Origin of the sequence: Nocardioides sp. NPDC127514, assembly GCF_040302125.1 — a bacterium.
Taxonomy (GTDB): Bacteria; Actinomycetota; Actinomycetes; order Propionibacteriales; family Nocardioidaceae; genus Nocardioides.
In genome coordinates this window covers 20,076-45,080 of sequence record NZ_JBEORF010000024.1, presented here as the reverse complement: position 1 = coordinate 45,080, position 25,005 = coordinate 20,076, and the positions used below count along the sequence as shown (strand labels likewise).

Annotated in this window: 17 protein-coding genes; 13 read left to right on the top strand and 4 right to left on the bottom strand. The window is 71.3% G+C overall.

Translation table 11 applies throughout. The annotated features are described in order from the left end of the window. The first annotated feature begins 15 nt into the window (after positions 1-15). Complete coding sequence (locus tag ABTX24_RS19305) at positions 16-819, top strand: AraC family transcriptional regulator (RefSeq protein WP_350841831.1); 804 nt, start codon at positions 16-18, stop codon at positions 817-819. Here the strand turns inward: ABTX24_RS19305 and ilvD are convergent. Continuing rightward, complete coding sequence (gene ilvD / locus ABTX24_RS19300; RefSeq protein WP_350841829.1) at positions 809-2,494, bottom strand: dihydroxy-acid dehydratase; 1,686 nt, start codon at positions 2,492-2,494, stop codon at positions 809-811. The two genes, ABTX24_RS19305 and ilvD, sit on opposite strands and share 11 nt — an antisense overlap. Before the next feature lie 35 nt (positions 2,495-2,529). Further along, complete coding sequence (locus ABTX24_RS19295) at positions 2,530-4,296, bottom strand: glycoside hydrolase family 35 protein (protein ID WP_350841827.1); 1,767 nt, start codon at positions 4,294-4,296, stop codon at positions 2,530-2,532. A 104-nt stretch (positions 4,297-4,400) separates the two neighbouring features. Between ABTX24_RS19295 and ABTX24_RS19290 the strand changes: the two genes are divergently transcribed. The 9 genes from ABTX24_RS19290 (at position 4,401) to ABTX24_RS19250 (ending at position 20,119) form a co-directional block, all read left to right on the top strand. Next, entirely contained in the window at positions 4,401-8,246 is a 3,846-nt protein-coding gene (locus ABTX24_RS19290) for an endo-alpha-N-acetylgalactosaminidase family protein (protein ID WP_350841825.1), read from the top strand. Between the two features lie 45 nt (positions 8,247-8,291). Continuing rightward, a complete protein-coding gene (locus ABTX24_RS19285) occupies positions 8,292-9,074 on the top strand; it encodes a DeoR/GlpR family DNA-binding transcription regulator (RefSeq protein ID WP_350720624.1) in 783 nt (260 codons plus the stop codon). Positions 9,075-9,165: 91 nt separating this feature from the next. Then, positions 9,166-10,086 (top strand): SIS domain-containing protein, encoded by a 921-nt coding sequence (locus tag ABTX24_RS19280; RefSeq protein WP_350841823.1) that lies wholly within the window; start codon positions 9,166-9,168, stop codon positions 10,084-10,086. Positions 10,087-10,090: 4 nt separating this feature from the next. Further along, the gene (locus ABTX24_RS19275; RefSeq protein WP_350841821.1) at positions 10,091-11,032 is read left to right on the top strand and encodes an ROK family protein; all 942 of its coding nucleotides are present in this window, start codon (positions 10,091-10,093) and stop codon (positions 11,030-11,032) included. Further along, positions 11,029-11,937 carry a hexose kinase gene (locus tag ABTX24_RS19270; RefSeq protein WP_350841819.1) on the top strand — a complete coding sequence of 303 codons (909 nt, stop codon included), beginning with the start codon at positions 11,029-11,031 and terminating at the stop codon, positions 11,935-11,937. The genes ABTX24_RS19275 and ABTX24_RS19270 overlap by 4 nt, the downstream gene beginning before the upstream one ends. Before the next feature lies 1 nt (position 11,938). Then, the gene (locus ABTX24_RS19265) at positions 11,939-12,790 is read left to right on the top strand and encodes a class II fructose-bisphosphate aldolase (RefSeq protein WP_350841817.1); all 852 of its coding nucleotides are present in this window, start codon (positions 11,939-11,941) and stop codon (positions 12,788-12,790) included. Between the two features lie 100 nt (positions 12,791-12,890). After that, a complete protein-coding gene (locus tag ABTX24_RS19260; RefSeq protein WP_350841815.1) occupies positions 12,891-16,451 on the top strand; it encodes a TIM-barrel domain-containing protein in 3,561 nt (1,186 codons plus the stop codon). An 82-nt stretch (positions 16,452-16,533) separates the two neighbouring features. After that, positions 16,534-18,669: a DUF5005 domain-containing protein gene (locus ABTX24_RS19255; RefSeq protein WP_350841813.1), complete on the top strand. Its 2,136-nt coding sequence runs from the start codon at positions 16,534-16,536 to the stop codon at positions 18,667-18,669. A gap of 22 nt (positions 18,670-18,691) precedes the next feature. Beyond that, entirely contained in the window at positions 18,692-20,119 is a 1,428-nt protein-coding gene (locus ABTX24_RS19250) for a phytoene desaturase family protein (protein ID WP_350841811.1), read from the top strand. 23 nt (positions 20,120-20,142) lie between these two features. Here the strand turns inward: ABTX24_RS19250 and ABTX24_RS19245 are convergent, their stop codons facing one another. Continuing rightward, entirely contained in the window at positions 20,143-20,799 is a 657-nt protein-coding gene (locus ABTX24_RS19245; RefSeq protein WP_350841809.1) for a FadR/GntR family transcriptional regulator, read from the bottom strand. Between the two features lie 26 nt (positions 20,800-20,825). On the opposite strand from ABTX24_RS19245, the gene ABTX24_RS19240 reads away from it, so the two are divergent. Continuing rightward, on the top strand, positions 20,826-22,049 hold the full coding sequence (locus ABTX24_RS19240; protein WP_350841807.1) for an MFS transporter: 1,224 nt from the start codon (positions 20,826-20,828) through the stop codon (positions 22,047-22,049). An 83-nt stretch (positions 22,050-22,132) separates the two neighbouring features. After that, positions 22,133-22,759 (top strand): hypothetical protein, encoded by a 627-nt coding sequence (locus ABTX24_RS19235; RefSeq protein ID WP_350841805.1) that lies wholly within the window; start codon positions 22,133-22,135, stop codon positions 22,757-22,759. A 3-nt stretch (positions 22,760-22,762) separates the two neighbouring features. On the opposite strand, the gene ABTX24_RS19230 is transcribed toward ABTX24_RS19235, so the two are convergent. Next, positions 22,763-23,416: a TetR/AcrR family transcriptional regulator gene (locus ABTX24_RS19230; RefSeq protein WP_160024111.1), complete on the bottom strand. Its 654-nt coding sequence runs from the start codon at positions 23,414-23,416 to the stop codon at positions 22,763-22,765. 99 nt (positions 23,417-23,515) lie between these two features. Between ABTX24_RS19230 and ABTX24_RS19225 the strand changes: the two genes are divergently transcribed. Then, positions 23,516-25,000, top strand: coding sequence for an aldehyde dehydrogenase family protein (locus tag ABTX24_RS19225; protein ID WP_350841803.1), 1,485 nt, complete (start codon positions 23,516-23,518; stop codon positions 24,998-25,000). Positions 25,001-25,005: the final 5 nt, after the last annotated feature.

Below are 25,005 nucleotides of genomic sequence, written 5' to 3'. Positions count from 1 at the left end.
GTTCACCGTGGGATCATGACGCGCATGGCGACCGAGCCGCTTCCGGATTCGTGCTGCGACGACGCGCGGCCGACGGTCTGGCTCTGGTCGGGACATGCGGCGTACCGGGGCCCGTCGTTGCGGCTGGGCACGCACTCCGGGTCGGTCACCTGCTTCGCGCTGGGGCTGGACGCTCCCTTCCTGCTGCGATCAGGGCAGGCCGAGCCACGGCAGGCGCGGAGCGCGCTGATCCCTGCGCGTACGTCCCATCAGATCGTCGCTGGCGAGGAGCAGACGATGCTGTTCTACTACGTCGACCCCGGCGCCTCGGGGACGGCGCACGTGCTCGGGCAGATGACGGACCGGACGAGCACGATCGCGTACGACCATCTCGACGAGGCGGCGCTGATCGCGGACTGGAGCCAGGGGCCGGTCACGGATCCGGAGATGCTGCGACGACGTCTGCTCCCTGCCGGTGAGGCCGAGCCGACCGACGTGCGGATCCGCGTCGTGATGCAGCTCCTTCGCGACCGACCCGGTGAGCGGGGGAGTGCGGCGGAGCTGGCCGCCGCGGTCAACCTCTCCCAGTCGCGCTTCCTGCACCTGTTCTCAGCTGAGTCGGGCACCAGCTTTCGCCGCTACCGCCTCTGGGCCAGGATGCGGTACGCCGCCGCGGCCGTCAGTCAGGGCGCGGATCTCTCGACGGCCGCCAGCGACGCGGGGTTCGCCTCCCCGAGCCACTTCAGCGACACCTTCCGGGCGATGTTCGGACTCACCGCCACGCAGCTGCTCGCCAGCCAGCTCCGGATCATCGTGATGGGGCAGCTGACTAGCTCGTGACGGCGCCGACCGCGGCCGACTGCACCGTACGCCGGTACTTGCCGAGCACTCCGCGCTGATACTTCGAGGGAAGTGGCTCCCAGCCGACCTTCCGCTGCTCCAGCTCCTCGGATTCCACCTCGACCTCGAGGGTGCGGTTGACGACGTCGAGGACGATGGGGTCGCCGTCGCGGACGAAGGCGATCGGGCCGGCGTCGACGGCCTCTGGGGCGATGTGGCCGACGCAGAGACCCGTGGTTCCTCCGGAGAACCGGCCGTCGGTGATCAGCAGGACATCCTTGCCGAGACCAGCGCCCTTGATGGCTCCCGTGATGGCGAGCATCTCCCGCATGCCCGGGCCGCCCTTCGGGCCCTCGTTCCGAATGACCACGACGTCACGCGCGACGATGCGCCCCGCTTCGAGGGCGTCCATCGCGGCCCGCTCCCCGTCGAAGACCCGGGCGGTGCCGCGGAAGACGGTGTCGTCGAAGCCGGCGGTCTTGACGACAGCGCCCTCGGGGGCGAGCGAGCCCTTCAGGATGGTGAGACCACCGGTGCGGTGGATCGGCCGCTCGAAGGAGTGGATCACCTCGTCATCGAGCGCGGGCGGGCTCAGCTCCGCGAGGTTCTGGGCCATGGTCTTTCCGGTGACCGTGAGGCAGTCGCCGTGGAGCAGGCCGGCGTCGAGGAGCGCCTTCATCACGACCGGGATCCCGCCGATCTTGTCGACGTCGTTCATGACGTACTTGCCGTACGGCTTGAGGTCGGCGAGGTGGGGGACCTTCTCTCCGACCCGGGTGAAGTCGTCGAGAGTCAGGTCGACCTCGGCCTCGTTGGCGATGGCCAGCAGGTGCAGCACGGCGTTGGTGGAACCCCCGAGGGCCATCACGACGGCGATGGCGTTCTCGAAGGCTTCCTTGGTCATGATCTGGCGCGCGGTGATGCCCTTGCGCAGCAGCCCGACCACCGCTTCGCCCGAACGGTGGGCGAAGCCGTCGCGTCGTCGGTCGACCGCAGGGGGAGCGGCCGAACCGGGCAATGACATGCCCATCGCCTCAGCGACGGCAGCCATCGTGTTCGCGGTGTACATGCCTCCGCAGGCGCCCTCGCCAGGACAGATCGCCTTCTCGATGCGGGTGACCTCGTCGCGGCTGATCTTTCCGGCGATGCAGGCCCCGACCGCCTCGAAGGCGTCGATGATCGTGACGTCGCGGCCGTCGACCTGCCCGGGCATGGTCGAGCCGGCGTAGAGGAACACCGAGGCGAGATCGAGCCGAGCAGCCGCCATCAGCATGCCGGGCAACGACTTGTCGCAGCCCGCGAGCAGCACGGAGCCGTCGAGCCGCTCGGCGCTCATCACCGTCTCGACCGAGTCGGCGATGATCTCGCGCGACACCAGCGAGAAGTGCATGCCCTCGTGGCCCATCGAGATGCCGTCGGAGACGGAGATGGTGCCGAACTCCAGCGGGTAGCCAGCGGCCGCATGGACGCCGTTCTTCACCGCCTTTGCGAGCCGGTCGAGGGACAGGTTGCACGGGGTGATCTCGTTCCACGACGACGCGACGCCGATCTGTGGCTTGGCGAAGTCGTCGTCTCCAAGGCCGACGGCCCGCAACATGCCTCGGGCAGCGGTGGCTTCCAGACCGTCGGTGACGGCGCGCGACCTGGGTTTGATGTCAGGCGTGTCGGGGTTCACATGTACGAGGCTAACCGACCCCCAGGGCTGCGGATCTACGTCCCGGTCGGGAGTGTCTCGACGTACTCCTCGCTCGGCCCGAAGTCCGGGTCCGGGTGGACCTCGACGTACGTCGCGGGGTGGGTGAGGTCGAGGACGGCGACCTCGTTGGCTCCGGCCTGCCACAGCGCGGCGGGGGCGTACAGGCGGCGCTGGGGCCCGCGGCTCCACAAGCGGCCGAGCAGGGTGCCGTTGAGCCAGACGAACCGGTCTCCGTCACCGGGGACGGCGAGCCAGCCGTCGGCCGGGCCGTCGACCTCGATGACCGCATGTGCGACGCCGTCGAGGTCGTCAGGCACCCAGCGGTCGAGGGGTGCGAGGTGGTGCGCCCAGCCGTGGACGAGGCGCCGGTCCACCTGGACGCCGCCGAGGATCCCCTTGTGCTCGCCGAGCAGCGGGCCGTAGTTGACGCGGCCGAGCGCCTCCACGACCAGGGTCAGTTCGGCCTCCCTGCCGAGGCCGGGAAGAGTCAGTACCGCAGGGTCGGCGTCGTCGCGCTCGAGCAGGCCGAGCGGGCGCCCGTCCAGGAAGACGTACGCCCTGTCGTGCAGGCCGCGCACGGTGAGGTGGACGTCGTGGCTGGGGAGCGTGACCGAGGAGCGGTACGTCACCAGGCCGGTGTCGATGCCGAGCTCCTCGAAGCTCAGCGGCCCCGCGGCGCGCGTCGCCGGTCCGCGGGTCACCAGGGACAGCAGGTCGGCGCCGGGAGACAGTGGCGCCGAGGAGAACGCGTGACGCGCGGCGTCCGGCGGCAGACCAGGCAGCTCGTCGACCGACCGCCCGGTGGCGGGAGCCAGGATGTCGCGGTAGAGCCGGAACTTCTCCGAGACCCGGCCGTCCTCGCCGACCGGGGCGTCGGAGTCGTAGCTGGTGACGGTGGGCTGGATGCGGCGGCCGTCGTGGTTGGCACCGGCCCAGAGCCCGAAGTTGGTGCCGCCGTGCGCCATGTAGACGCTGACCGAGCCGCCGAGATCGATGATCTCGCGCAGCGTCGCGGCGGCGCTCGCGGGGGAGCGTACGTGGTGGTTCTCGCCCCAGTGGTCGAACCAGCCGTTCCAGAACTCGGCGCACAGGAAGGGCTCGCCGGGTCGTCGTGACTGCAGCATCGTCTGGGCTTCCGAAGCGCGGCTTCCGAAGGTCGCCGCTGCGAGCGTGCCGTCGATCATGCCGGTGTCGAGCATGACCTCGGTCGGGCCGTCGGCGGTGTAGAGGAGCTCGGTGATGCCACGGTCGAGGAGCCCCCGCCGGAGCCAGGCGAGGTGGGCGGCGTCGTCGCCGTAGGAGCCGTACTCGTTCTCGACCTGCACGGCCACGACCGGCCCGCCGTGACCGGCCTGGAGCGGGACGAGCTGGGGGAGCAGGAGGTCGAGCCAGCGTGAGACCGCGTCCTGGTAGACCGGATCGCTGCTGCGCGGTGCCCGGGTGCGCGCGGTCAGCCACGACGGGAGCCCGCCGTTGGTCCACTCGGCGCAGATGTACGGCCCGGGGCGCAGGATCACGTCGAGCCCGAGGTCGCCGGCGATCGTGACGAAGCGGGCCAGGTCGCGGGGCCCGGTGAAGTCCGGGGACCCCTCGTCCTGCTCGTGGAAGTTCCAGGCGACGTAGGTGTCGACGGTGTTGAACCCGGTGGCGGCGACCCGGCGCAGCCGGTCCTCCCACAGGTCCGGGTGGATGCGGAAGTAGTGGATGGACCCGGACAGGATCCGGTGGGGGACGCCGTGCTTCAGGAACTCGCCGTCACGCCAGGCCAAGGTGGGGGTCACCAGCCGAGGATATGACAACTTTTGCGCATAACGTAGCCAATCCGCGCAAAACTCTGCATGATGGACGGACCTCGTCAGGCCCACCCCCACCCTCGGGAGTCACGATGCCGAAGCGTTTCCCCACAGCCCTCCTCGCGTCCGTGACGGCATTCGCCGGCGTGGTCGCCATCGCGCCAGAAGGCCATGCCGCCCCCACCGACGGCTTCACGTTGACCTCGCCCGTGCTGAGCGTGCGGGTGGCCGACGACTTCCCCGCCGTGCTCGGCTACCGGCACACCGCCGGCGGCGATATCAGCGGCGCCGCGACGACACCGACGGCCGTGCGGATCAACGGCACGGCGCACACGGCGACCGTGACCGGCACCCAGGCCGACGCCGACACCGCGACCTACCGGCTGACCTTCGCCGATCTGCCCGGCGTCGAGCTCGACGCGAAGCTCGAGGTGGCCGGCGACGTCGTCACCTTCGCGGTCACCAAGGTGACCGACACCGCCGAGCACCGGGTCGGCACCCTCGACATCCCCGGGCACGACCTCCTCTCGGTCAGCTCCGACCAGGCCGGTGCGACCGTGAGCACCGCCGTCGTGAGCGCGGACCGCGCGACCAACGGCGACACCCACACCGAGGTCACCGCCGACCTGGCCACGACCGAGAAGCCGGTCGGATCGGCGTACGCCATCGTCGACACCGACCAGCTCGCCGCGGCGATCGAGACCAACTCGGTCTACGACCAGAGCAGCGGCGACGCGACCCGGGAACGCGGCCGGATCTGGCGCAGCGTGAGCGCCACCGACAGCGGCCGACGGGTCGGCCTGTGGAGCGGCCAGTGGACCTACCGGGCGACCGGCTCGCCCTACACCGAGGAGCTCCCGTGGGCGAAGGTCACCATCACCCCCGATGCCAACGGTGACCAGACCGTCGACTGGCAGGACGGCGCGATCGCGCTGCGCGACATCCAGCGACCGATGAACGGCGCGGAGGAGACCCCCGAGCGGGTGGTCACCCACATCCCGTTCAACTTCGCCAGCCAGGCGACGCATCCGTTCCTGCGTACGCTCGACGACGTCAAGCGGGTCTCGCTGGCCACCGACGGGCTGGGGCAGCTGGCGGTGCTGAAGGGGTACGGCTCGGAGGGCCACGACTCCGCGCACCCCGACTACGGCGGCAACTACAACACCCGCGCCGGTGGGCTCGACGACCTCAACACCCTGGTCCGTGCGGGCGAGAAGTGGGGAGCCGACTTCGGCGTCCACGTGAACGCGACCGAGGCCTACCCCGAGGCCAAGACCTTCGACGAGACCCTCGTGAACGAGGGCAGTCCCGGCTGGGACTGGATCGACCAGTCCTACTACATCGACCAGCGCACCGACCTCGCCACCAAGAACATCGTCGACCGCTTCGCCCAGCTGCGCCGCGAGACGCACCCGAACCTCGACTTCCTCTACATCGACGTCTACTACTCCTTCGGCTGGCTCCAGGAGCGCCTCGCCCAGGAGCTGCGCGGGCAGGGCTGGAACATCGGCACCGAGTGGTCCTACCACTTCGAGGAGGACGCGCTCTGGTCCCACTGGGCCAACGACGAGTCCTACGGCGGCGCCACCAACAAGGGCCTGAACAGCCAGATGATCCGGTTCGTACGCAACGGGCAGAAGGACACCTGGAACCCGGACAAGCTGCTCGGGCACACCGAGATCGTCGAGTTCGAGGGATGGACCGGCGAGAACGACGTCGACGCCTTCTACGACAACATCTGGCAGACGAACCTGCCGACCAAGTATCTGCAGCAGAACCCGATCCTGCGCTGGAGCCGCGACGAGATCGTCCAGGACGGCGGCGTACGCGTGGTCAACACCGGCCAGACCGAGGCCACCCGGAAGATCTATCAGGACGGCGACCTCGTGCTCGACGGCGACGCCTATCTCCTCCCGTGGAAGGACGACACGAAGCTCTACCACCACAACACCGACGGCGGCCGGACCACCTGGAGCCTGACCGACGCGTGGAGCACCAGCAGCCGGCTCAACGTCTACGAGCTCACCGAGCAGGGCCGGGTCGCGGCGGGCAGCGTGCCGGTCCGAGCCGGCAAGGTCACGCTCGATGCGAAGGCCGGGACGGCGTACGTCCTGACCAAGGCTCCGGGCGGCTCGCCCACGCCGCAGTGGGGTCAGGGCAGCCATGTCGCCGACCCCGGCTTCAACGCCGGCGACCTCGACGCCTGGCACCCGAGCGGCCCGGCCACGACCGGGCGTACCTCGACCGGTCAGCAGGTCGCCGTCCTGGGCGCCGGTGGCAGGGCCGCGATCAGCCAGCGACTGGACGGCCTGCGCAGCGGCCGCAACGCGCTGGGTGTCTGGGTGGAGGTCGAGCCCGGCCGGAGCCGGGCCACCACGGTCGCCGTCACCTCCGCCGGCAAGACCTACACCCGACGCGTCGAGCGCTCGACCGCGAAGAACCTGGTCGCCGCCGACGAGCTGCACAGCACCTACTTCCAGCGGGTCGAGGTGCCCTTCGACGTCGGCGGCGACGGCACCGCGACCGTCAGGATCTCCGCGGACGCGGGATCGGCGAAGGTCCGCCTCGATGACGTACGTGTCGTCGCGGTCGAGCGCGACCTGCCGGCCGCGCCCGGCGCGAAGGTCATCGTGAAGGAGGACTTCGAGGAGGTCGTCCAGGGCTGGTCGCCGTTCGTCAAGGGCACCTCGGGCGGCGTCACCGACCCGCGCACCCACCTGGCCGAGCGGCACGAGCCGTACACGCAGAGCGGCTGGAACGGCAAGGTCACCGACGACGTGATCAGCGGCGACTGGTCGCTCAAATCGCATGCCGAGAACGGCGGCCTCGTCTATCGCACCGTCCCGCAGACCGTACGTCTCGAGCCCGGCCACCGCTACCGGGTCTCCTTCGACCACCAGACCGAGCGGGCCGACGACTACGAGTGGGTCACCGGCTACGACTCGGTCGCGAGCGGCGAGCCGCGCTCGGTCGAGGTCGGTGCCCGCCCGATCGGCAAGCAGGTCGAGACCGCCCGGTTCAGCGAGGAGTTCGTGGCCGGCGGCTGCGGCGACTACTGGGTCGGTCTGCGGACCGCCGACGACAACGGCGCGAACGGCGACATCAGCATCGACGACTTCACCGTCGAGGACCTCGGTGCGGCCGCTGACCTGCCGGCCTGCGCGACTCTCGCCGTCGATGCCGGCGAGGAGAAGCTGCTACCGGGCGCGGTCACCGAGGTCACCACCACGCTGACCAGCGACGAGGCCTCCGAGACCGGGGCCGGGACGGTCGGTCTCGAGGTGCCGGAGGGCTGGACGGCGGAGGCCACCACGCCGGCGGCCTTCGACTCGCTCGCTCCCGGGGCGAGCCACGCGGTGACCTGGAAGGTCACGCCGCCGGCCGACGCGGCCGAGTCGAGCTATCAGCTCACCGGCTCTGCGACGTACGACGTCGGTGGCGAGACCCGCACGGTGACCCGCTCAGCCACGGTGCAGACCGCGCCGCCTCCGCCGACCGCGGACACCTACGCCAGCGATCTCGGCTGGATCTCGGCCACCAACGGCTGGGGACCGGTCGAGCGTGACACCAGCGTGGGGGAGAACGCTGCCGGCGACGGTGGGCCGATCACGCTCGCCGGCAAGGTCTACACCAAGGGGCTGGGGGCGCATGCGGTCTCGAAGGTGCGCTACTACCTGGCCGGCAACTGCACCAGCTTCACCGCCGACGTCGGGGTGGACGACGTCCAGACGTCGCGGGGCTCGGTGAGGTTCTCCGTCGTCGCGGACGGGACGACGGTCACCGAGACCGGCACCCTGGGGCCGGCCAGTGCCACCGTTGCGATCACCGCCGACGTCACCGGTGCCGACTATGTCGACCTGGTGGCCGGCGATGCCGGCGACGGGAACGGCAACGACCACGCCGACTGGGCCGACGCGACCTTCCACTGCGGCCCCTGAGAGGCCGGACCTGCGTAGGCTGTCCGGGACCCAGGAAGGGGGCCCATGAGACAACAGCGACTCAACCAGCTGCTCGAGCTGATCAGCGAGCACGGGCACGTGTCGATCGCGGAGGTGGAGAGCGCTCTCGGTGTCTCGGCGGCGACCGCCCGCCGCGACATCGGGCACCTCGCCGACCAGCGGCTGGTCACCCGGACACATGGCGGCGCGACCGCGCTCGGCTCGGCGTACGAGCTGCCGTTGCAGTACAAGATCGGTCGCCAGGCCGACGCGAAGCGAGCGATCGCGACCGCGGTCGCCGACCTGCTCGTGCCGGGCGAGACGGTCGCGCTCAACGGCGGCACGACCACCAGCGAGGTGGCCCGTGCGATCGGGCGCCACCCCGACCTGGCCGAGGACGACAGCATCACCGTGGTCACCAACGCGCTCAACATCGCCTACGAGCTCTCGATCCGGCCCAACGTCAACATCGTGGTGACCGGCGGGGCCGCGCGCACCCAGTCCTACGAGCTGGTCGGCCCGCTGAGCGAGGGGGTGCTGTCCAAGATCCACATCGACACCGCGATCCTGGGTGTCGACGGCATCAGCACCCGGGCCGGGCTCACCACGATCCACCCGGCCGAGGCCAAGATCAGCGCCGACTTCATCGCGGCGGCGCAGCGCACCATCGTCGTGGCCGACAGCACCAAGCTCGAGCATCCGACCTTCGCGCGCATCCGCGACCTCTCCTGCGTCTCCATGCTCGTCACCGACAAACCGGTGCCGGAGTCGCTCGCGAAGGCACTGACCGATGGCGGGACGGAGATCATCGTCACGACTGAGCGATAATGATCATTTATGGTCCTTTATTGACAGAAACGCGCAGCGCGTTGGATGATTCGGGTCCAGCCGGCAACACATCGGAGGGTGACCCGAGACCATGACCGCATCTGCACCGACGACGCATCTCGCAGCCGAGATCGCGACGCAGCCCGCCAACTGGCTGGCCGCCAGGAGCACCGCCGAACGATCGGCCGACGCCCTGCCGAAGACGGGGGAGAAGGTCGCGGTCATCGGCTGCGGGACCTCGCTCTACATGGCCCAGGCGTACGCCGCGCTGCGCGAGGAGCAGGGTCACGGCATCACCGACGCCTGGACGCCGACCGAGGCCCGGCTCGACCGGGACTACGACCGGCTGGTGGCGATCACCCGGTCCGGGACCACGACCGAGGTCGTCGACCTGCTCGCCCGGATCCGGGGCAAGATCCCGGCGACGGTGATCTCCTCCTCGCCCGGCACCCCGGCCCTCGAGCTGGCCGAGCCGATCCTCATGCCCGAGATCGACGAGAAGTCGGTGGTCCAGACCCGCTTCGCGACCACGACGCTCGCCCTGCTCCGCTGGCACCTCGGTGAGGACCTGAGCCTGGCCGCCGAGCAGGCCCAGCAGATCATCGACGCCGGCGAGAGTGCGTACGGCCCGGCGCTGACCGCCGAGCAGCTCACCTTCGTCGGCCGCGGCTGGACCAACGGAGTCGCCCAGGAGGCGGCGCTCAAGCTCCGGGAGTCCGCACAGCTGTGGACCGAGTCCTACCCGATGATGGAGTACCGCCACGGCCCGCTCTCGATCAGCGCCCCCGGCCGGGTCGTGTGGGCCTTCGGCGACCTGGTGCCGGGCTTCGCCGACGACGTCGCGGTCACCGGCGCCGACCTCGTGCACCACGAGATGGACCCGCTCGCCGACCTGGTGCGCGTGCATCTGCTCTGCGTGGAGCGCGCCCGTCGGGCCGGTCTCGACCCCGACGCACCGCGCAACCTCACCCGCTCGATCATCCTGAACCCGGCTGCTGCCGACCCCGAGTGAACCGATGAGCGAGTCTCCTACGCAACCAGCCGCGGAGCGAGCTCTCGCCCTCGCGTTCGACGTCGGCGGCACCTCCGTGCGCGGAGCCGTGGTCGGCGCCGGCGACGTGTCGTGGGCGGAGTCGCGGGTGGCCACCCGCCCCGGCCCGGCCGTCCTCGACGACATCGCGCAGCTGGGTGAGGAGCTGCTCGCCGGCCTGAGCCCCGCGGCCAGGACGCAGGTCGCCGGTGTCGGGGTCGCCTTCCCCGGCATCGTCGACACCGAGACCGGGACCTCCCTCAAGGCGGTCAACCTCGGTCTCGTCGACACACCTGTGGCGGCGCCGCTGGCCGAGCGGCTCGGCCTTCCGGTCGCGGTCTCGCACGACACGGCCGCCGCCGCTGGTGCGATCTGGGCCGACGCCGGCTCGCCGGCCTCGGCGTTCGTCGCGGTGCTCGGGACGGGTGTTGCCGCGGTGACGTACGTCGAGGGCAGGCCGATCGCCGGTGCCTCCGGTCAGGCCGGTGAGCTCGGCCACCTGGTGGTGGACCCGGCAGGGCCGCCGTGCACCTGCGGGCTGCGCGGCTGCGTCGAGTCGCGCGCCGGCGCCCGCCGCATGCTGGAGAGGTACGCCTCGCTGGGCGGCGACACCAGGATCACCGGCGTCGCCGAGCTGGTCGCGCGGACCGAGCACGATCCGCTCGCCGCCGAGGTCTGGTCCGAGGCGATCACCGCCCTCGCGGACGGCTTCCTCGCTGTCGGCGCGTTGCTCGCGCCGGGCGAGATCATCCTCGGCGGTGGCGTCGCCGAGGCCAGGGGATACCTGCTCGAACCGCTGCAGGCCCGGATGAGCGAGCGCGCCGGCGTCACGGCGGTCCCGCCCGTACGCCTCTCCGCCCTCGGCGGGCGGGCCGGCCTGGTCGGCGCCGCCCGGCTGGCTTTGGCATCGACGGGGACGGGCGCATGATCATCACCGTCACGCTCAACCCGGCGATCGACGTGACCTACCGGCTGCCCCGGCTGCGGGCGGGCGAGGTCCATCGGGTCGCCGAGGTCACCAGCCGGCTCGGCGGAAAGGGCGTGAACGTCGCCCGGGTGCTGCACCAGGTCGGAGAGCCGACCCATGCCGTCGGCCTCGCCGACCACGACTTCGGCGACGCTCTCGCCCGGGAGCTGCCATCGACCTTCCTGCCCGAGCTGGAGGAGGTACGCCGCACGCTGGTCGTCGTCGCCGACTCGACGACCTCGCTGTGGGAACCGGGCCGGCAGGCGGCGCCCGGATCCGACCTGAGACTGCTCGACCTCCTCGCCGATCGGATCGCCGAGGCGACGGCCCTCGTCGTCTCCGGCAGCCTCGCGCCCGGAGTGCCCACCGACCTCCCGGCACGGATCGCGCGGCTCGCGGCCGCTGGCGGCGTACCGGTGCTTCTCGATCTCGACGACGCGGCGTTGGCGGCCGCGGTCGGCACCGGCGCCGTGCTGACGCCCAACGAGGACGAGGCCGCCCGTCTGCTGGGCCGGCCCCTCGACGACCCGGCCGTTGCGGTCGCACAGCTCGCCACCCGCCACGGTGGCCCGGTCGTGCTGACCCGCGGCCACCACGGGCTGGTCGCGTACGCCGACGGCAGCTGCTGGGAGGTGAGCCCGCCCGCCGGGGTCACCGGGAACCCGACCGGCGCTGGGGACGCGGCCGCCGCCGGCCTCGCCCGCGGAATGGCCCACGGCAGGCCGTGGCCGGAGATCCTTCGCGACGCCGCCGCGCTCGGCGCCGCCGCCGTGGTCACCCCGGTCGCCGGCGAGATCGACCCCGACGCGTACGCAACGTTCCTGGCCGACGTCAGGGTCAGCCGAATCGACCACGAGGAAGACTGACATGCCCCTGGTACCGATGTCGCTGCTGCTCGACCACGCCCGCGGCACCGGCCGCGGCCTGGGCGCGATGAACGTCATCCAGCTCGAGCTGGCCGAGGCGATCGTCGCCGGCGCCGAGCAGGCCGGCCGTCCGGTCGTGCTGCAGATCTCCGAGAACACCGTCGACTACCGCGGCCGGCTGGCGCCGTTGCTGCGGGCGACCATCGCGATCGCGGAGAGCGCCGAGGTGCCGGTCTGCGTACATCTCGACCACGCGACCCGGGTCGAGCTCGTCGAGGAGGCCGTCGAGCTGGGGTGTCCCTCGGTGATGTTCGACGCCTCCAAGCTCGACTACGACTCGAACGTGGCCGCCACGGCCAAGGTCGCGGCCTGGTGCCACGAGCGTGGCGCCTCCGTCGAGTCCGAGCTCGGCGAGGTCGGCGGCAAGGACGGCGTGCACGCACCAGGCGTCCGCACCCAGCCGGCCGAGGCCGCGGCGTACGTCGAGGCCACCGGTGTCGACGCGCTCGCGGTCGCCGTCGGCTCCTCGCACGCGATGACGACCCGTACGGCCTCGCTCGACAACGAGCTCATCAACCGGCTTGCCGCCGCAGTCGACGTGCCGCTCGTCCTGCACGGCTCCTCGGGGGTGCCCGACGAAGGCATCGTCGCGGCCATCGCCGCCGGGATGACCAAGGTCAACATCGCCACCCACCTCAACGCGACCTTCACCCGCGCCGTCCGCGCGGCGATCGCGGACGAGGGCAAGGTCGACCCGCGCAAGTACCTCGGCGCCGGCCGCGATGCGGTGGCCGGCGAGGCCGCGCGACTGCTCGCTCTGATCGGCGGACCAAGGGTGGACCGGGCAGTGTGACCTGCGTTACAGTCGCCTCCAACTTACGATTGATTCTGACTCTTTAGGGCGTGAGGCGATCATGTTCAATCACTCAATCAGACGGTTGTTGGTCCCAGGGGTGGCTCTGGCCGCCGCACTGGTCGCGCTCAGCCCGGTGAGCTCCGTGGCCGCCGAGGCGAGCGAGCTCGGCGACGTCACCGGCTTCGAGCGCGACGGCGACAGCTACACCTTCGAGTCCGGCGAGGCCGCGCTGCGCGTGACCTTCGAGGACGCCGACACGGTGCGCGTACGCCTGGCCCCGGACGGCGAGTTCACCGACCCGGCCAACGACGACCCCGCCGACCCCGGCGCCCCCGACGCCGACATCGTCGTCAAGCGCGACTACCCCGGCGGGCGGTCGGAGGTGAAGGAGACCGGCGCGGCGTACGTCATCAGCACCGACGAGGCCGTGCTCACCGTGACCAAGCAGCCGATCACCCTGCGACTCACCGACCCGGACGGGAAGGTGCTGATGGCCGAGGCCTCGCCGCTGACCTGGGACGACAAGAGCACGGCGCAGCACCTGCAGCGAGGCGCCGAGGAGCAGTTCTTCGGTGGCGGCATGCAGAACGGCCGGTTCAGCCACCGCGGCGAGACGATCAAGATCTCGCGCGACTTCAACTGGAACGACGGCGGCAACCCGAACGCGGTCCCGTTCTACGTCTCCTCCCGCGGCTACGGCGTGCTGCGCAACACCTTCGCGGCCGGCAGCTACGACTTCGGGGCGCCGACCACGACCACCCACGACGAGCAGCGCTTCGACGCCTACTACTTCGTCGGCGACGCCGAGCGCGTCATCGACTCCTACACCGAGCTGACCGGCCGCCCGGTCGCGGTGCCGATGTACGCCCTGGAGGTCGGCGACGCCGACTGCTACCTCCACAACGCCAACCGCGGCGAGCGCGAGACCCTGCGGGACTCGAAGGCGATCGCCGACGGCTACGCCGAGCACAAGATGCCGCTGGGCTGGATGCTGGTCAACGACGGCTACGGCTGCGGCTACGAGGACCTGGCCGAGACCGGTGACATGCTGAACAACCACGGCGCCGAGCTGGGGCTGTGGACCGAGGACGACCTGACCGAGCAGGAGACCGAGGTCAAGGCCGGTGTCCGCGTCCGCAAGACCGACGTCGCCTGGGTCGGCCCGGGCTACCGCTTCGCGCTGGACGCCTGCGAGCAGGCCCGGGACGGCATCGAGACCAACAGCGCCGACCGCTCGACCGTGCTCACGGTCGAGGCCTGGGCCGGCACCCAGCGCTGCGCCGCGGTGTGGAGCGGCGACCAGTCCGGAAGCTGGGACTACATCCGCTGGCAGATCCCGACGTACGCCGGCTCCACCATGTCCGGCCAGCACCTCGCCACCGGCGACGTCGACGGCATCTTCGGCGGCAGCGCCGAGACGTACGTCCGCGACATGCAGTGGAAGATGTTCCTGCCGATGACCTACCTGATGAGCGGGTGGGCGGCCTCCGACAAGCAGCCGTGGCGCTACGGCGAGCCGTACACCTCGATCAACCGGAAGTACCTGAGCCTGCACGAGCGGCTGCTGCCCTACTTCTACACGCACACGATGCGGGCCAACCGCAACGGCGTGGGGGCGGTCAAGCCGCTCTACCTCAACTACCCCGAGGACCCGAAGACCTGGGGCGACGCGGTCAAGTACGAGTTCCTCGCCGGTGACGACTTCCTGGTCGCCCCGGTCTACGAGGACGCCACCACGCGCGACGGGATCTACCTCCCCGAGGGCACCTGGGTCGACTACTGGAGCGGCCGGGTCCACCAGGGACCGACCACGATCGACGGCTACAAGGCTCCGCTGGACACGCTCCCGCTCTTCGTACGCGCCGGGGCGGTCGTGCCGCAGTTCCCCGAGGGCACGCTCGACTGGCAGCAGGGCAAGAAGTCGGGCCGCCTCGACCTGGACATCTACCCGCAAGGTGCCTCGTCGTTCGTGAACTACGAGGACGACGGGCGCAGCCAGGCGCACGCCTCCGGCGAGTCCGCCACCCAGGAGTTCGAGGTCGACGCCCCGTCGCAGGGCCGCGGGCGGGTCGTGATGCGGCTGGGTGAGGTGGACGGCTCGTACGCCGGTAAGCCAGCCTCCCGCGAGTACGGGCTCAGCGTGCACGCCGATGCCGAGCCGGGCGGCGTGGAGGTGGACGGCGAGGAGCTGCCGCAGCGGTCCTCGAAGGAGGACCTCGAGGGGGCGGCGACCGGATGGTTCCACGACTCCGCGACGGGCATCACCCACGTGAAGACCGGGAAGCTGTCCACCTCCACCGGGGCCGTGGTCGCGCTGAACGGGTCCTCGGCGGTCGGCGGCGGCCACCCGAGCGACCGCAACGTGACCCTCGACGCCGCCACGGCCGCGATCGCGGTCGCCGGTGAGGCCTCGGACGTCACCGCCACCTTCACCAACGACACCGGCTCCCGCGTCCAGCTCGACTCGATCACGGCCGCAGCACCCGAGGGCTGGGACGTACGCCCGGGAGACGCGGTGTCGGGGTCCCTCGCGCCCGGTGCCTCTCGCACCGCGACGTTCAGCGTCACGCCGCCGGCAGAGGCCTCGCCCGGCCGGGTGAAGATCGACGCGACCGCGACCTACGTGGCCCACGACCGGACGTACGCCGTGACGGACTCGGCCACGACCACGGTCGCCCACCCGGACCTGGCCTCGGCGTTCAACAACGTGGGTGTCACCAGGGCCGAGGATCCCGGACCGGGTGACATCGACGGCGGCGGCAGCAGCTTCCTCGCCGACAAGCTCGCCGAGAAGGGGGTCACACCGGGTGCGACGGTGAGCGCGAACGGCTTCGACTTCACCTGGCCGGACTCGGAACCCGGCACCCAGGACAACGTGGCCTCCGGTGGCGAGACCATCCGGATCAGCGGCAAGGGCAACGCGCTGGCGTTCCTCGGGACCGGCACCAGCCTGTCGGCCTCCGCGAAGGCGACCGTGCACTACTCCGACGGCACCTCCTCCACGGGGACGCTCGGCTTCCCCAACTGGTGCTGCGCGGCGACGGACAGCTACGGCGCCAAGGTGGCCGTCACCACGCTCGGGAAGAACACCCCGAACGGCCCGGCCTATCCGACGGTCTCCTACCGCCTGTTCACCAAGACGCTGCGTACCGACCCGGCCAAGGAGATCGCCGCGGTCACCTTGCCCGCCAACGCCGCCGTGCACGTGTTCGCGATGACGGTCGGCGACGAGGAGATCGTTCCGCCGGCCCTGGCGGACGGCCAGTACTCGCTCGGCAACGTCGCCTCGGGGCTCGCGCTCGATGCCGCCGGTGCGACCAGCAACGGTCAGCTGACCACGTCGGCCGTCGGAGCGGCGGCGTCGCAGAAGTGGGTGGTCACCCGCAACGAGGACGACGGCAGCTACCAGCTGAAGAACGCCGGCACCGGTCTGTGCGCCGACGTCGCCTACAGCTCGAAGACGAGCGGCGACCCGGTCGTGGAGTACACCTGCACGGGCACGCCCAACCAGCGGTGGGTGATCGCGGCCGACGGCGCTTCGCTGAAGTTCTCCGCCAAGCACAGCGGTCTCAGCCTGGCCGCCGGCGCCAACGGACTGGTGATCCAGCAGACCGACACCGCTGCCGGCTCCCAGCGCTGGCGCGCCACGCCGAACTAGGCCGGTGGCGGGCGACCCGGTCGCACTGCTTACATGACCCTCAGGAACCGCGTCGTGCGGTGACCGAGGAGGGCGGTGAGGGGTGCGGCCGGGGAGTCGTCGTGAGGTCCTGCTGTGCGCTGTCCTCGTGCTGATCGCCCTGGGGTGGATCGTCACCGGACTTCGCGCCGACTCCGGTGAGCTGCACGAGGTGCCGGTCGTGCTGGTCGGTCCCGACGTCGTCACGGCGCCCCTCGTGAAGCAGGTCAACGCGGTGCCCGGGCGGCCGTTCACGGCCGGAGGGGTCGACGACCCGGCCGAGGCGGCGGAGCTGCTGGAGAGCGGCGACGTCGTCGCGGCGCTCCACCTCGACCTGTCAGGCACGCGCGACGAGCTGCGGATCACGGCGGCTCACCGGCCCGAGCTCGCGCGCGAGATCCACGCCGAGGTCGCGCGGATCGAGACGAGCCGCGGCCGGACGGTCGCGCTCGCCCCGACCGATGACCGGCACGAGGAGCGGTCGTGGGCCCGGATCACCTTCGCGACCGCGCTGGCCGGCTTCCTGCTGGTGTGCGTCGTCTCGCTCGTGTGGGGGCCGCTGGCACGTACGCTGCCTCGGCTCCTGGCGCGGCTGACGGCGCTCGCCGCACTTGCGGTGGGAGCGGGCATCTGGGGCTGGTTCCTCGCCGCGCCGGAACCGGCAGGGGAGCGGATGCTCGTCGCATCGGTCCTCGCCGCGACGGTGGTCGCCGCGGGGGCGCTGACCTTCGCTTGCGAGGTCATCGGTGGGTTGCCGGGCCTGCTGTTCGCGGCAGCGGTGATCGTCGCCGGGCCAGCGCCCCTCGTCCTCGCCGGCGACCGTCTGCTGCTCACCGAACCGTGGGCGACCGGTTCCCGATGGACGATCGCCGGTGCGGGCGAGTCGCTGCTGTGGGCCGTCGACGCTCGCACCGGCATCGCTCAACCGGTGGTGACGATCATGGGTTCGGCGCTGCTCGGCCTGGTCGTGCTGGTGGCGACCCGATGGCTGGTCCGAGGTCTCGTCGCGCCCGACGGAGAACCTGTGTCGGTGAGCGGGTGGCGCAGGACCCTCGGCCTGGTCCTGGTCTCGGCCACCTGCGTGACCGTGCTGGCGACCGCGCTGACCTCCGCGCTGCATGCCGAGACCGTGCCGCGACCGCTGGCCAGCCTCGCCTCGACGACCCAGTGCGTACCTTCGGGTCCCGTCGAGGACGTCGACGACCTCAACCGGATCACCAGGCTCCGCGCCGAGCCGGCGCTCCAGGGCGGCGACGTGGGCGTGAGTGCCCATCTGAGTGATGGCCGGAGCATCTGGATGTTCGGCGACACCCTGCGGGACGAGAAGTTCTCCGGCGCCGGTTTCGTACGCAACTCGATGCTGCTCGTCGAGCCCGACTGCCTGCAGGTCGTCCTCCCGGAGTCCGGCGGCGCGATCATCCCCGACCGCGACGACGGCGTGGGCTACTGGCCCATGTCGGTGACCACGCTCGACAAGCCGGGATACGCCCTCGTCGTGGTGGCCGCGCAGCGGGTGCGTACGACCGACTCCGAGGATGCGTTCGGCTTCGAGGCACTCGGACCGGCCATCGCCCAGTTCGTGGTCCCGGACGGGGGAGTCCCGCAGCTGATCGCCGTGACGGACATCGGTGCCGACGACGCTGACACGCGCCGGCCGATGTGGGGCGCCGCGGCGGCCGTCTCGGGCGAGTGGCTCTATCTCTACGGCACCGCCCGCGAGCCCGACCCGCCGCTCGGCACCGGGTTCGCCCTGCACGTCGCCCGCGTCGCGCCCGACCACGTCGCCGACCCCGACCGCTGGACCTACTGGGACGGCACTGCGTGGACCAAGCGGGCAGGATCCTCGAGCGAGCTGATCCCCGCCGCCGACGGCGTCTCCCAGACGCTGAGCGTCTTCGAACGCGACGGGCGCTGGTACGCCTTCAGCAAGAGCGACGAGTTCCTCGGGGACGACCTCGTCTTCTGGACCTCGTCGTCGCCGACCGGTCCGTTCCGGGCGCAACCGCCGGTCGGCACCCTTCCCTCCGGAGTGGCCCGCGGCGAGCTCCGCTACATGCCGCTCGCCCACCCGGACATCCTCGAGGAACCCGGCTCGGTGGTCGTCTCCTACAGCCGCAACAGCACCGACCTCGGCGCGGCCCTGCGCAACCCGCTCCTGTATCGGCCGACGTTCATCCGCGTCCTCCTCCCGAGGCATTGACGGGCTTGCGTACGCTGACGCCATGAGCACGGCAGTGGTGGTGGGCAGTGGTCCCAACGGGCTGGCCGGCGCGATCCGGCTCGCCCAGGCCGGGATGGACGTCACCGTCGTCGAGGCGTACGACCGGCCCGGGGGTGGCACCCGGACCAGCGAGCGCACCGTCCCCGGTGTGCTCCACGACGACTGCGCCGCGTTCCACCCGACCGGGGTGGCCTCGCCCTTCTTCGCCTCGCTGGGGCTGGAGCGGCACGGCCTGCGCTGGCTGTGGCCGGAGATCGATCTCGCGCACCCGCTCGACGACGGCCGGGCGGGGGTCGCGGCCCGCGACCGGGAGCTGACCCGGCGCTCGCTGGGCGACGATGCCGACCGCTGGGACCGGCTCTTCGCCAACGCCACAGGCAACTTCGAGGCGCTCATCGCAGAGGTGTTCCAGCCGGTGGTACACGTGCCGCGCCACCCGGTCGTCCTGGGCCGCTTCGGCATCGACGCCCTGCAGCCGGCGACCTGGGCGGTCCGCCGGTTCCAGGACGACCCGGCTCGCGCGCTGTTCATGGGTGTCGCCGCCCATGCGTTCGCGCGCCTCGACACCCCGCTCAGCAGCTCGGTCGGCCTGATGCTGACCGCGGCCACGCACGCCGTGGGCTGGCCGGTGGCGGAGGGTGGCACCGAGAGCATCACCCGCGCGTTGCTGGCCGAGCTCGCCGAGCTCGGCGGGAAGGTGGTCACCGGGGTCCGGGTCACCTCCCTCGACCAGCTGCGCGATCTCGCCGGCGGTCGCCCCGGCGTCGTCCTGCTCGACACCGCACCGGCCGGCGTGCTCGAGATCGTGGGCGAGATGTTGCCCGCCCGCGTACGTCGCGCCCTGGGCCGATACCGCTACGGTCCGGCGGCCTTCAAGGTCGAAATCGCGATCGAGGGCGACATCCCGTGGACGAACGAGGACTGCCGTCGCGCCGGCACGCTGCACCTGGGAGGTACGGCCGCCGAGATCGCCGCCATCGAGAAGGAGACGACCCGCGGCGTGATGGCCGAGCGACCCTTCGTCCTGCTCGGACAGCAATACCTCGCCGACCCGACCCGGTCCCGCGGCTCGGTCAACCCGATCTACGCCTACGCCCACGTCCCGCACGCCTACGACGGCAACGCCACCGAGGCGATCCTCGGCCAGATCGAGCGCTTCGCGCCCGGCTTCCGGGAGCGCATCGTGGCGGTCTCCACTCGCACGCCCGCCGAGTTCGAGACGTACAACCCCAACTGGGTGGGTGGCGACATCAGCGCCGGCGCGAACACCGCTCTCCAGATCGCCTTCCGGCCGCGCCCTGCGCTCGATCCGTACGCCCTCGGCGTCCCGGGCGTATACCTGTGCTCCTCGGCGACACCGCCGGGCGGCGGGGTCCACGGCATGGGCGGCTTCCATGCGGCCGAGGCCGCGCTGAAGCGGCTGGGCTGAAGCGGCTGGGCTGACCAGTCCGGTCAGCGGGCGAGGGTGTGGAGGAGGCCGGTGACGGCGGCCGCGGCGGCACCGGGGTCCTGGGCGCGGATCGCGTCGAAGACGGCGAGGTGCTCGTCGGCGATCTCGGCCGTCTCGTCGTCGAGGTGGATGGTCGCGCGCAGGGTGTCCTCGAAGCCGGCGTAGAGCTCGATGAGGAGCGGGTTGTGGGTCGCGGTGACCACGCCGAGGTGGAACTCCGCGTCGGCCTCGGCGAAGGCATCGGCGTCCCCGGCCGCGACGGCAGTGGCGCGCCGTTCCATGATGGCGGTCAGGGATCGCAGGTCGTCCTCGGTACGACGCTCGGCGGCCAGCGCCGCGGCGCGGGTCTCGATCGCCTGGCGGACCTCGAGGACGTGCGCCAGGTCGACCCGGCCGACCTGACGCCGCATCATCGCGGCCACCTCGTTGGAGGCGGCGACGTACGTCCCGTCCCCGCGTCGCACCTCCAGCACGCCGGTGTGGGCCAGGGCGCGTACGGCCTCGCGCACCGTGTTGCGGCTGACGCCGAGAGCCGCGGCGAGCTCGGGCTCGGGTGGGATGCGGGCGCCGACGGCCCACTCGCCGTCGGCGAGCAGGGCGCGCATGCCGTCGATCGCCTGGTCGACCAGGGAGCGAGGCGTGGTGGTGGAGAGCGGCACGTGCCGTCCTTTCATCCAATCATCCGATGTCTGGCATCCTAGAGGGCGTGAACTCCCGCATCCAGTCCCGCCCCGATTCTCCGCCGTCGAACAGAGCCGTTCGGTCGACGGTGTGGCTGCTGGTCGCGGTCCTGCTGGTCGCCGCCAACCTGCGTGGGGGCATCACGTCGCTCGGTGCCCTGCTCGACAGTCTCGACGGGCTCTCGGCCGGCACCCGGGCCTTCCTGACCTCGCTGCCGGTGCTCTGCTTCGCGGTCGTCGGTGCCACGGGGATGACGCTCGCGCGCAGGCTCGGCGTACATCGTGGCATCGGCGTCGCCCTCGGCCTGCTGGTCGCCGGGCTGCTGGTCCGGGTGATCGGCGACCCCTGGCTGCTGCTCGCCGGCACGTTCGTCGCGTGCGCCGGCATCGCGCTCGCCAACGTACTTCTTCCCGCCGTGGTCAAGGAGGGCTTCCCGAACCGGGTCGGCGCGGTCACCGGTGCCTACAGCGCGGTGATGTCGCTGGGCGCGGCGATCGCAGCCGGGGTCACGGTGCCGATCGCCCACGCCGCCGGGAGCTGGCGGGCCGGCCTCGGCGTCTGGGCGCTGCTCGCCGCGCTGGCCCTGCTGGCGTGGCTGCCCCACCTGCGCGACCGCGGTCACCGCCGCGGCGGCGGCACCCGGATCGCGCTGTGGCGCGAGCCCACCGCGTGGGCCGTGACGGTCGTCTTCGGCACCCAGTCGCTGTTCGCGTACGTCGTGATGAGCTGGCTGCCCAGCATCTACGCCGACGCCGGCTTCAGTCACGCGACGGCTGGGCTGCTGCTCGCGGTGAGCATCCTGGTCGGCGTACCCGTGTTCTTCCTGGCCCCCTCGCTCGCGATCCGCGCGTCGTCCCAGGGCCACCTGATCGCCGTCCTGACCGCGCTGCTGGCGATCGGGTTCGCCGGCCTCTGGCTCGCTCCCGTCGCCGGCGCCTGGCTCTGGGCCGTGCTCGTCGGCATCGGCGGGGCGGTCTTCCCGGTGGCCCTGACCCTGTTCAGCATCCGCACCGCGACGACCGCCGGCACCACCGCGCTGTCCTCGATGGCGCAGAGCATCGGCTACCTCCTCGCTGCCGCCGGCCCGTTCCTCGTCGGCCTGCTGCGCGAGTCCACCGGCTCGTGGTCGGTCCCGATCGCGCTCCTGCTGGGGCTCGCGCTCGTCCAGATCTTCGCCGGGTACGTCGCCGGGCGACCGGTCGTCATCGGAGACCCTGCCGAGGACTGAGCGGTCGGCTCGCTGATCTTGGAATAGCCGACACGTCGGTCGTCCATCCGCCCGTACGTCGCCTGAACCGCAATACTGCTGGCATGGCGGAGATCTCGGAGCGGACGGATCGGGTCGGACTCTCGGTGGTGGCGGTGGTGATCGTCGCGGGAGCGGAGGCCCTGCGGTTGGTGCTGCTGAGCCGGCTCCAGTGGGAGCTCGGCCATCCCGAGATCTACGCGTTCCGGGGTGTGTTGTTCACGCTGGTCTACCTGACGTACGCAGCGGTACTGGTCTGGCGTGGACGAACGTTCGTCCGTCGGATCACTGCGCCGCTCCTCCTGCTCGTGCCGTGGATCTTCGACACCTTCTGGCTGATCGCGAGCTTCCTCATGGCGCGCGGCGCGATCGACTTGCCCAACGGTGAGTGGTGGCTGTGGATGATCCGGCTCCAGATGGTGATCACCGTGCTGTGCCTGACGGCCGCGTGGGGGATCGCGCGGCGTCGGGGCATCCTGTGGCTGGTCGGGCTGGTGGTGCCCGGAGTGCTGATGATCGGGTGGATCGGGTGGGCGGACAGAGCCTGGGAGACGCTGGGCGGCCCGCTGGTGGTGTCCGACCTCTTCATGATGGTGTCGACCGTCGCCATCCCGCTCGTCGGGTGCCTGGCCTGCTGGGGTGTCGAGGCGCTGTCGCGTACGGCGCGACCGGCCCAGGTCGCGGCTGCCTGACCACTACCTCGCAGCCGGCGGATTCTTTGCCTTCTTGGGCAATTCCGGGTCGATCGGAGCGACTCGGACGCCGAGGGCGGAGTGGGCGTAGCTGGCCAGCTGCTGCTCGGCACGCTCGAGCGTCAGCGACGAGTTGTGGGCGAGCAGGTGGAGGCCGAAAGCGTCCTCGAGGGCCACGAAGTTGCGGGCGATGGCCTCGGCCGAGTCAGTCAGCGTGAAGACGCCGGTGGCGCGCCCGACCTCGAGCACGGCGGTGTAGAGCGAGACCTCGCGGTCGAAGAGCAGCGTCATCAGGGTCGCGTGCATCGGGCTGCGGCTTGCATTGACCGAGATCTCGTCGAGGACCTGGCTCAGGAGAAGGTCCTCACCTCGGGGAAGACCGGAGTACATCAGGCGGCCGAGCTTCTCGGCGGGGGAGAGATCGCCCTCGATCGCCCGCTGCCGGGACCAGTAGTAGCGGTCGGTCGCGGCCTGGTGGGCGGCCTCGATGAGGCCGTCCAGCTCGGGGTAGTAGTAGGCGATCAGGCGCGGTGAGATCCCGGCCTCCGCGGCGATGTTCTTCATCGTGGCGCCGGCCAAGCCGTGGGCCGCGATCACGGTGAGTGTTGCCGCGGTCAGATGTTCGCGCCGAGCGGCCTGGTCCTTGCGTCGAGCCATGCTCAACCGTAACGCGTATGTGAAATCTGCGGGCGAATGATTGACACCTGGTGTGGCGAGGCTCATATTTGCGGTGAAGCGCAAAGAAAGGACTTGCTTGTGCACACCCACCAGGACTGGCGAGAGATCGCCGCCGAGGTCCGGCCCCGGACCCGAGCGTTCATCGGCGGCCGTTCCGTCGACACCGCGGAGGGCTCCTTCGAGAACCGCAACCCCGCCACCGGAACGCTGCTCGCCGAGGTGGCCGACGCCGGCGCCGCCGGTGTCGACGCGGCCGTGCGCGCGGCGCGGGCGGCGTACGACGACGGGGGCTGGTCGCGGGCGGGCGTCGCCTTCCGCCGGGAGCGGATGCTCCGCTTCGCCGACCTCCTCGCCGACCATGCCGCGGAGCTCGCGGTCCTGGACTCGCTCGACATGGGCAAGCGGGTGGTGGATGCGTACGACCTCGATCTGCCGTTCTCGGTGAACCTGTTCCGCTACTACGCCGAGGCCATCGACAAGATCAACGACGAGGTGGCGCCCACCCCGCCGGGCACCACGGCGCTGATCCGCCGCGTGCCGCTTGGCGTCGTCGGCGCGGTCGTCCCGTGGAACTACCCGGTCGACATGCTCGCCTGGAAGGTCGCCCCGGCCATGGCGGCCGGCAACAGCGTCGTGCTCAAACCGGCAGAGCAGTCGCCGTCCTCGGCGCTGCGAATCGCCGAGCTCGCCGCCGAGGCCGGGATCCCCGACGGTGTCCTCAACGTCGTCCCCGGACTGGGGGAGACCACCGGCAAGGCGCTCGGCCTCCACCCCGACGTCGACGTGCTCGCCTTCACCGGCTCGACCGAGGTCGGTGCGTACTTCCTGCAGTACGCCGGCCAGTCCAACCTCAAGCAGGTCTGGCTCGAGTGCGGCGGCAAGAGCCCGCACGTCGTCTTCGCAGACGCCGAGGACCTCGCCACCACGGCCAAGCAGACCGCCTTCGGTATCTGGTTCAACCAGGGTGCGGTCTGCTCGGCGCACTCCCGCGTCCTGGTCCAGCGCGACGTCCACGAGGAGTTCGTCGATCTCGTCGCGAAGGAGGCCGCGGCGTACGCCCCCGGCGACCCCCTCGACCCGGCCGCCGGGATGGGCGCCATCGTCTCGCCCGAGCAGACCGACCGGATCATGCAGTTCGTCGACGACGCCACGACCTCGACGGCGCGCCTGGTCACCGGCGGCGAGCGGGTCACCCGCGACGGCAGCGACTGCTACGTCCAGCCCACCGTCTTCGACGACGTCGACCCGGCCGACGCCCTCGCCCGCGAGGAGGTCTTCGGGCCGGTCCTGGCGGTCACCGCCTTCGACACCGAGGACGAGGCGGTCGCACTCGCCAACGACACCCCGTACGGCCTGGCCGCCTCGGTCGCGACCAGCAACCTGAGCCGCGCGCACCGGCTCGCCGAGCGGATCCACGCCGGCACCGTGACCGTGAACGGCGTCGACGCCTTCAGCGCCTGGACCCCGTTCGGCGGGTTCAAGGGCTCCGGCTTCGGGCGCGACCTCTCGCTGCACGCCCTCGACAAGTACGTCGGTCTCAAGACCGTCTGGATCAACCACTGACCGCC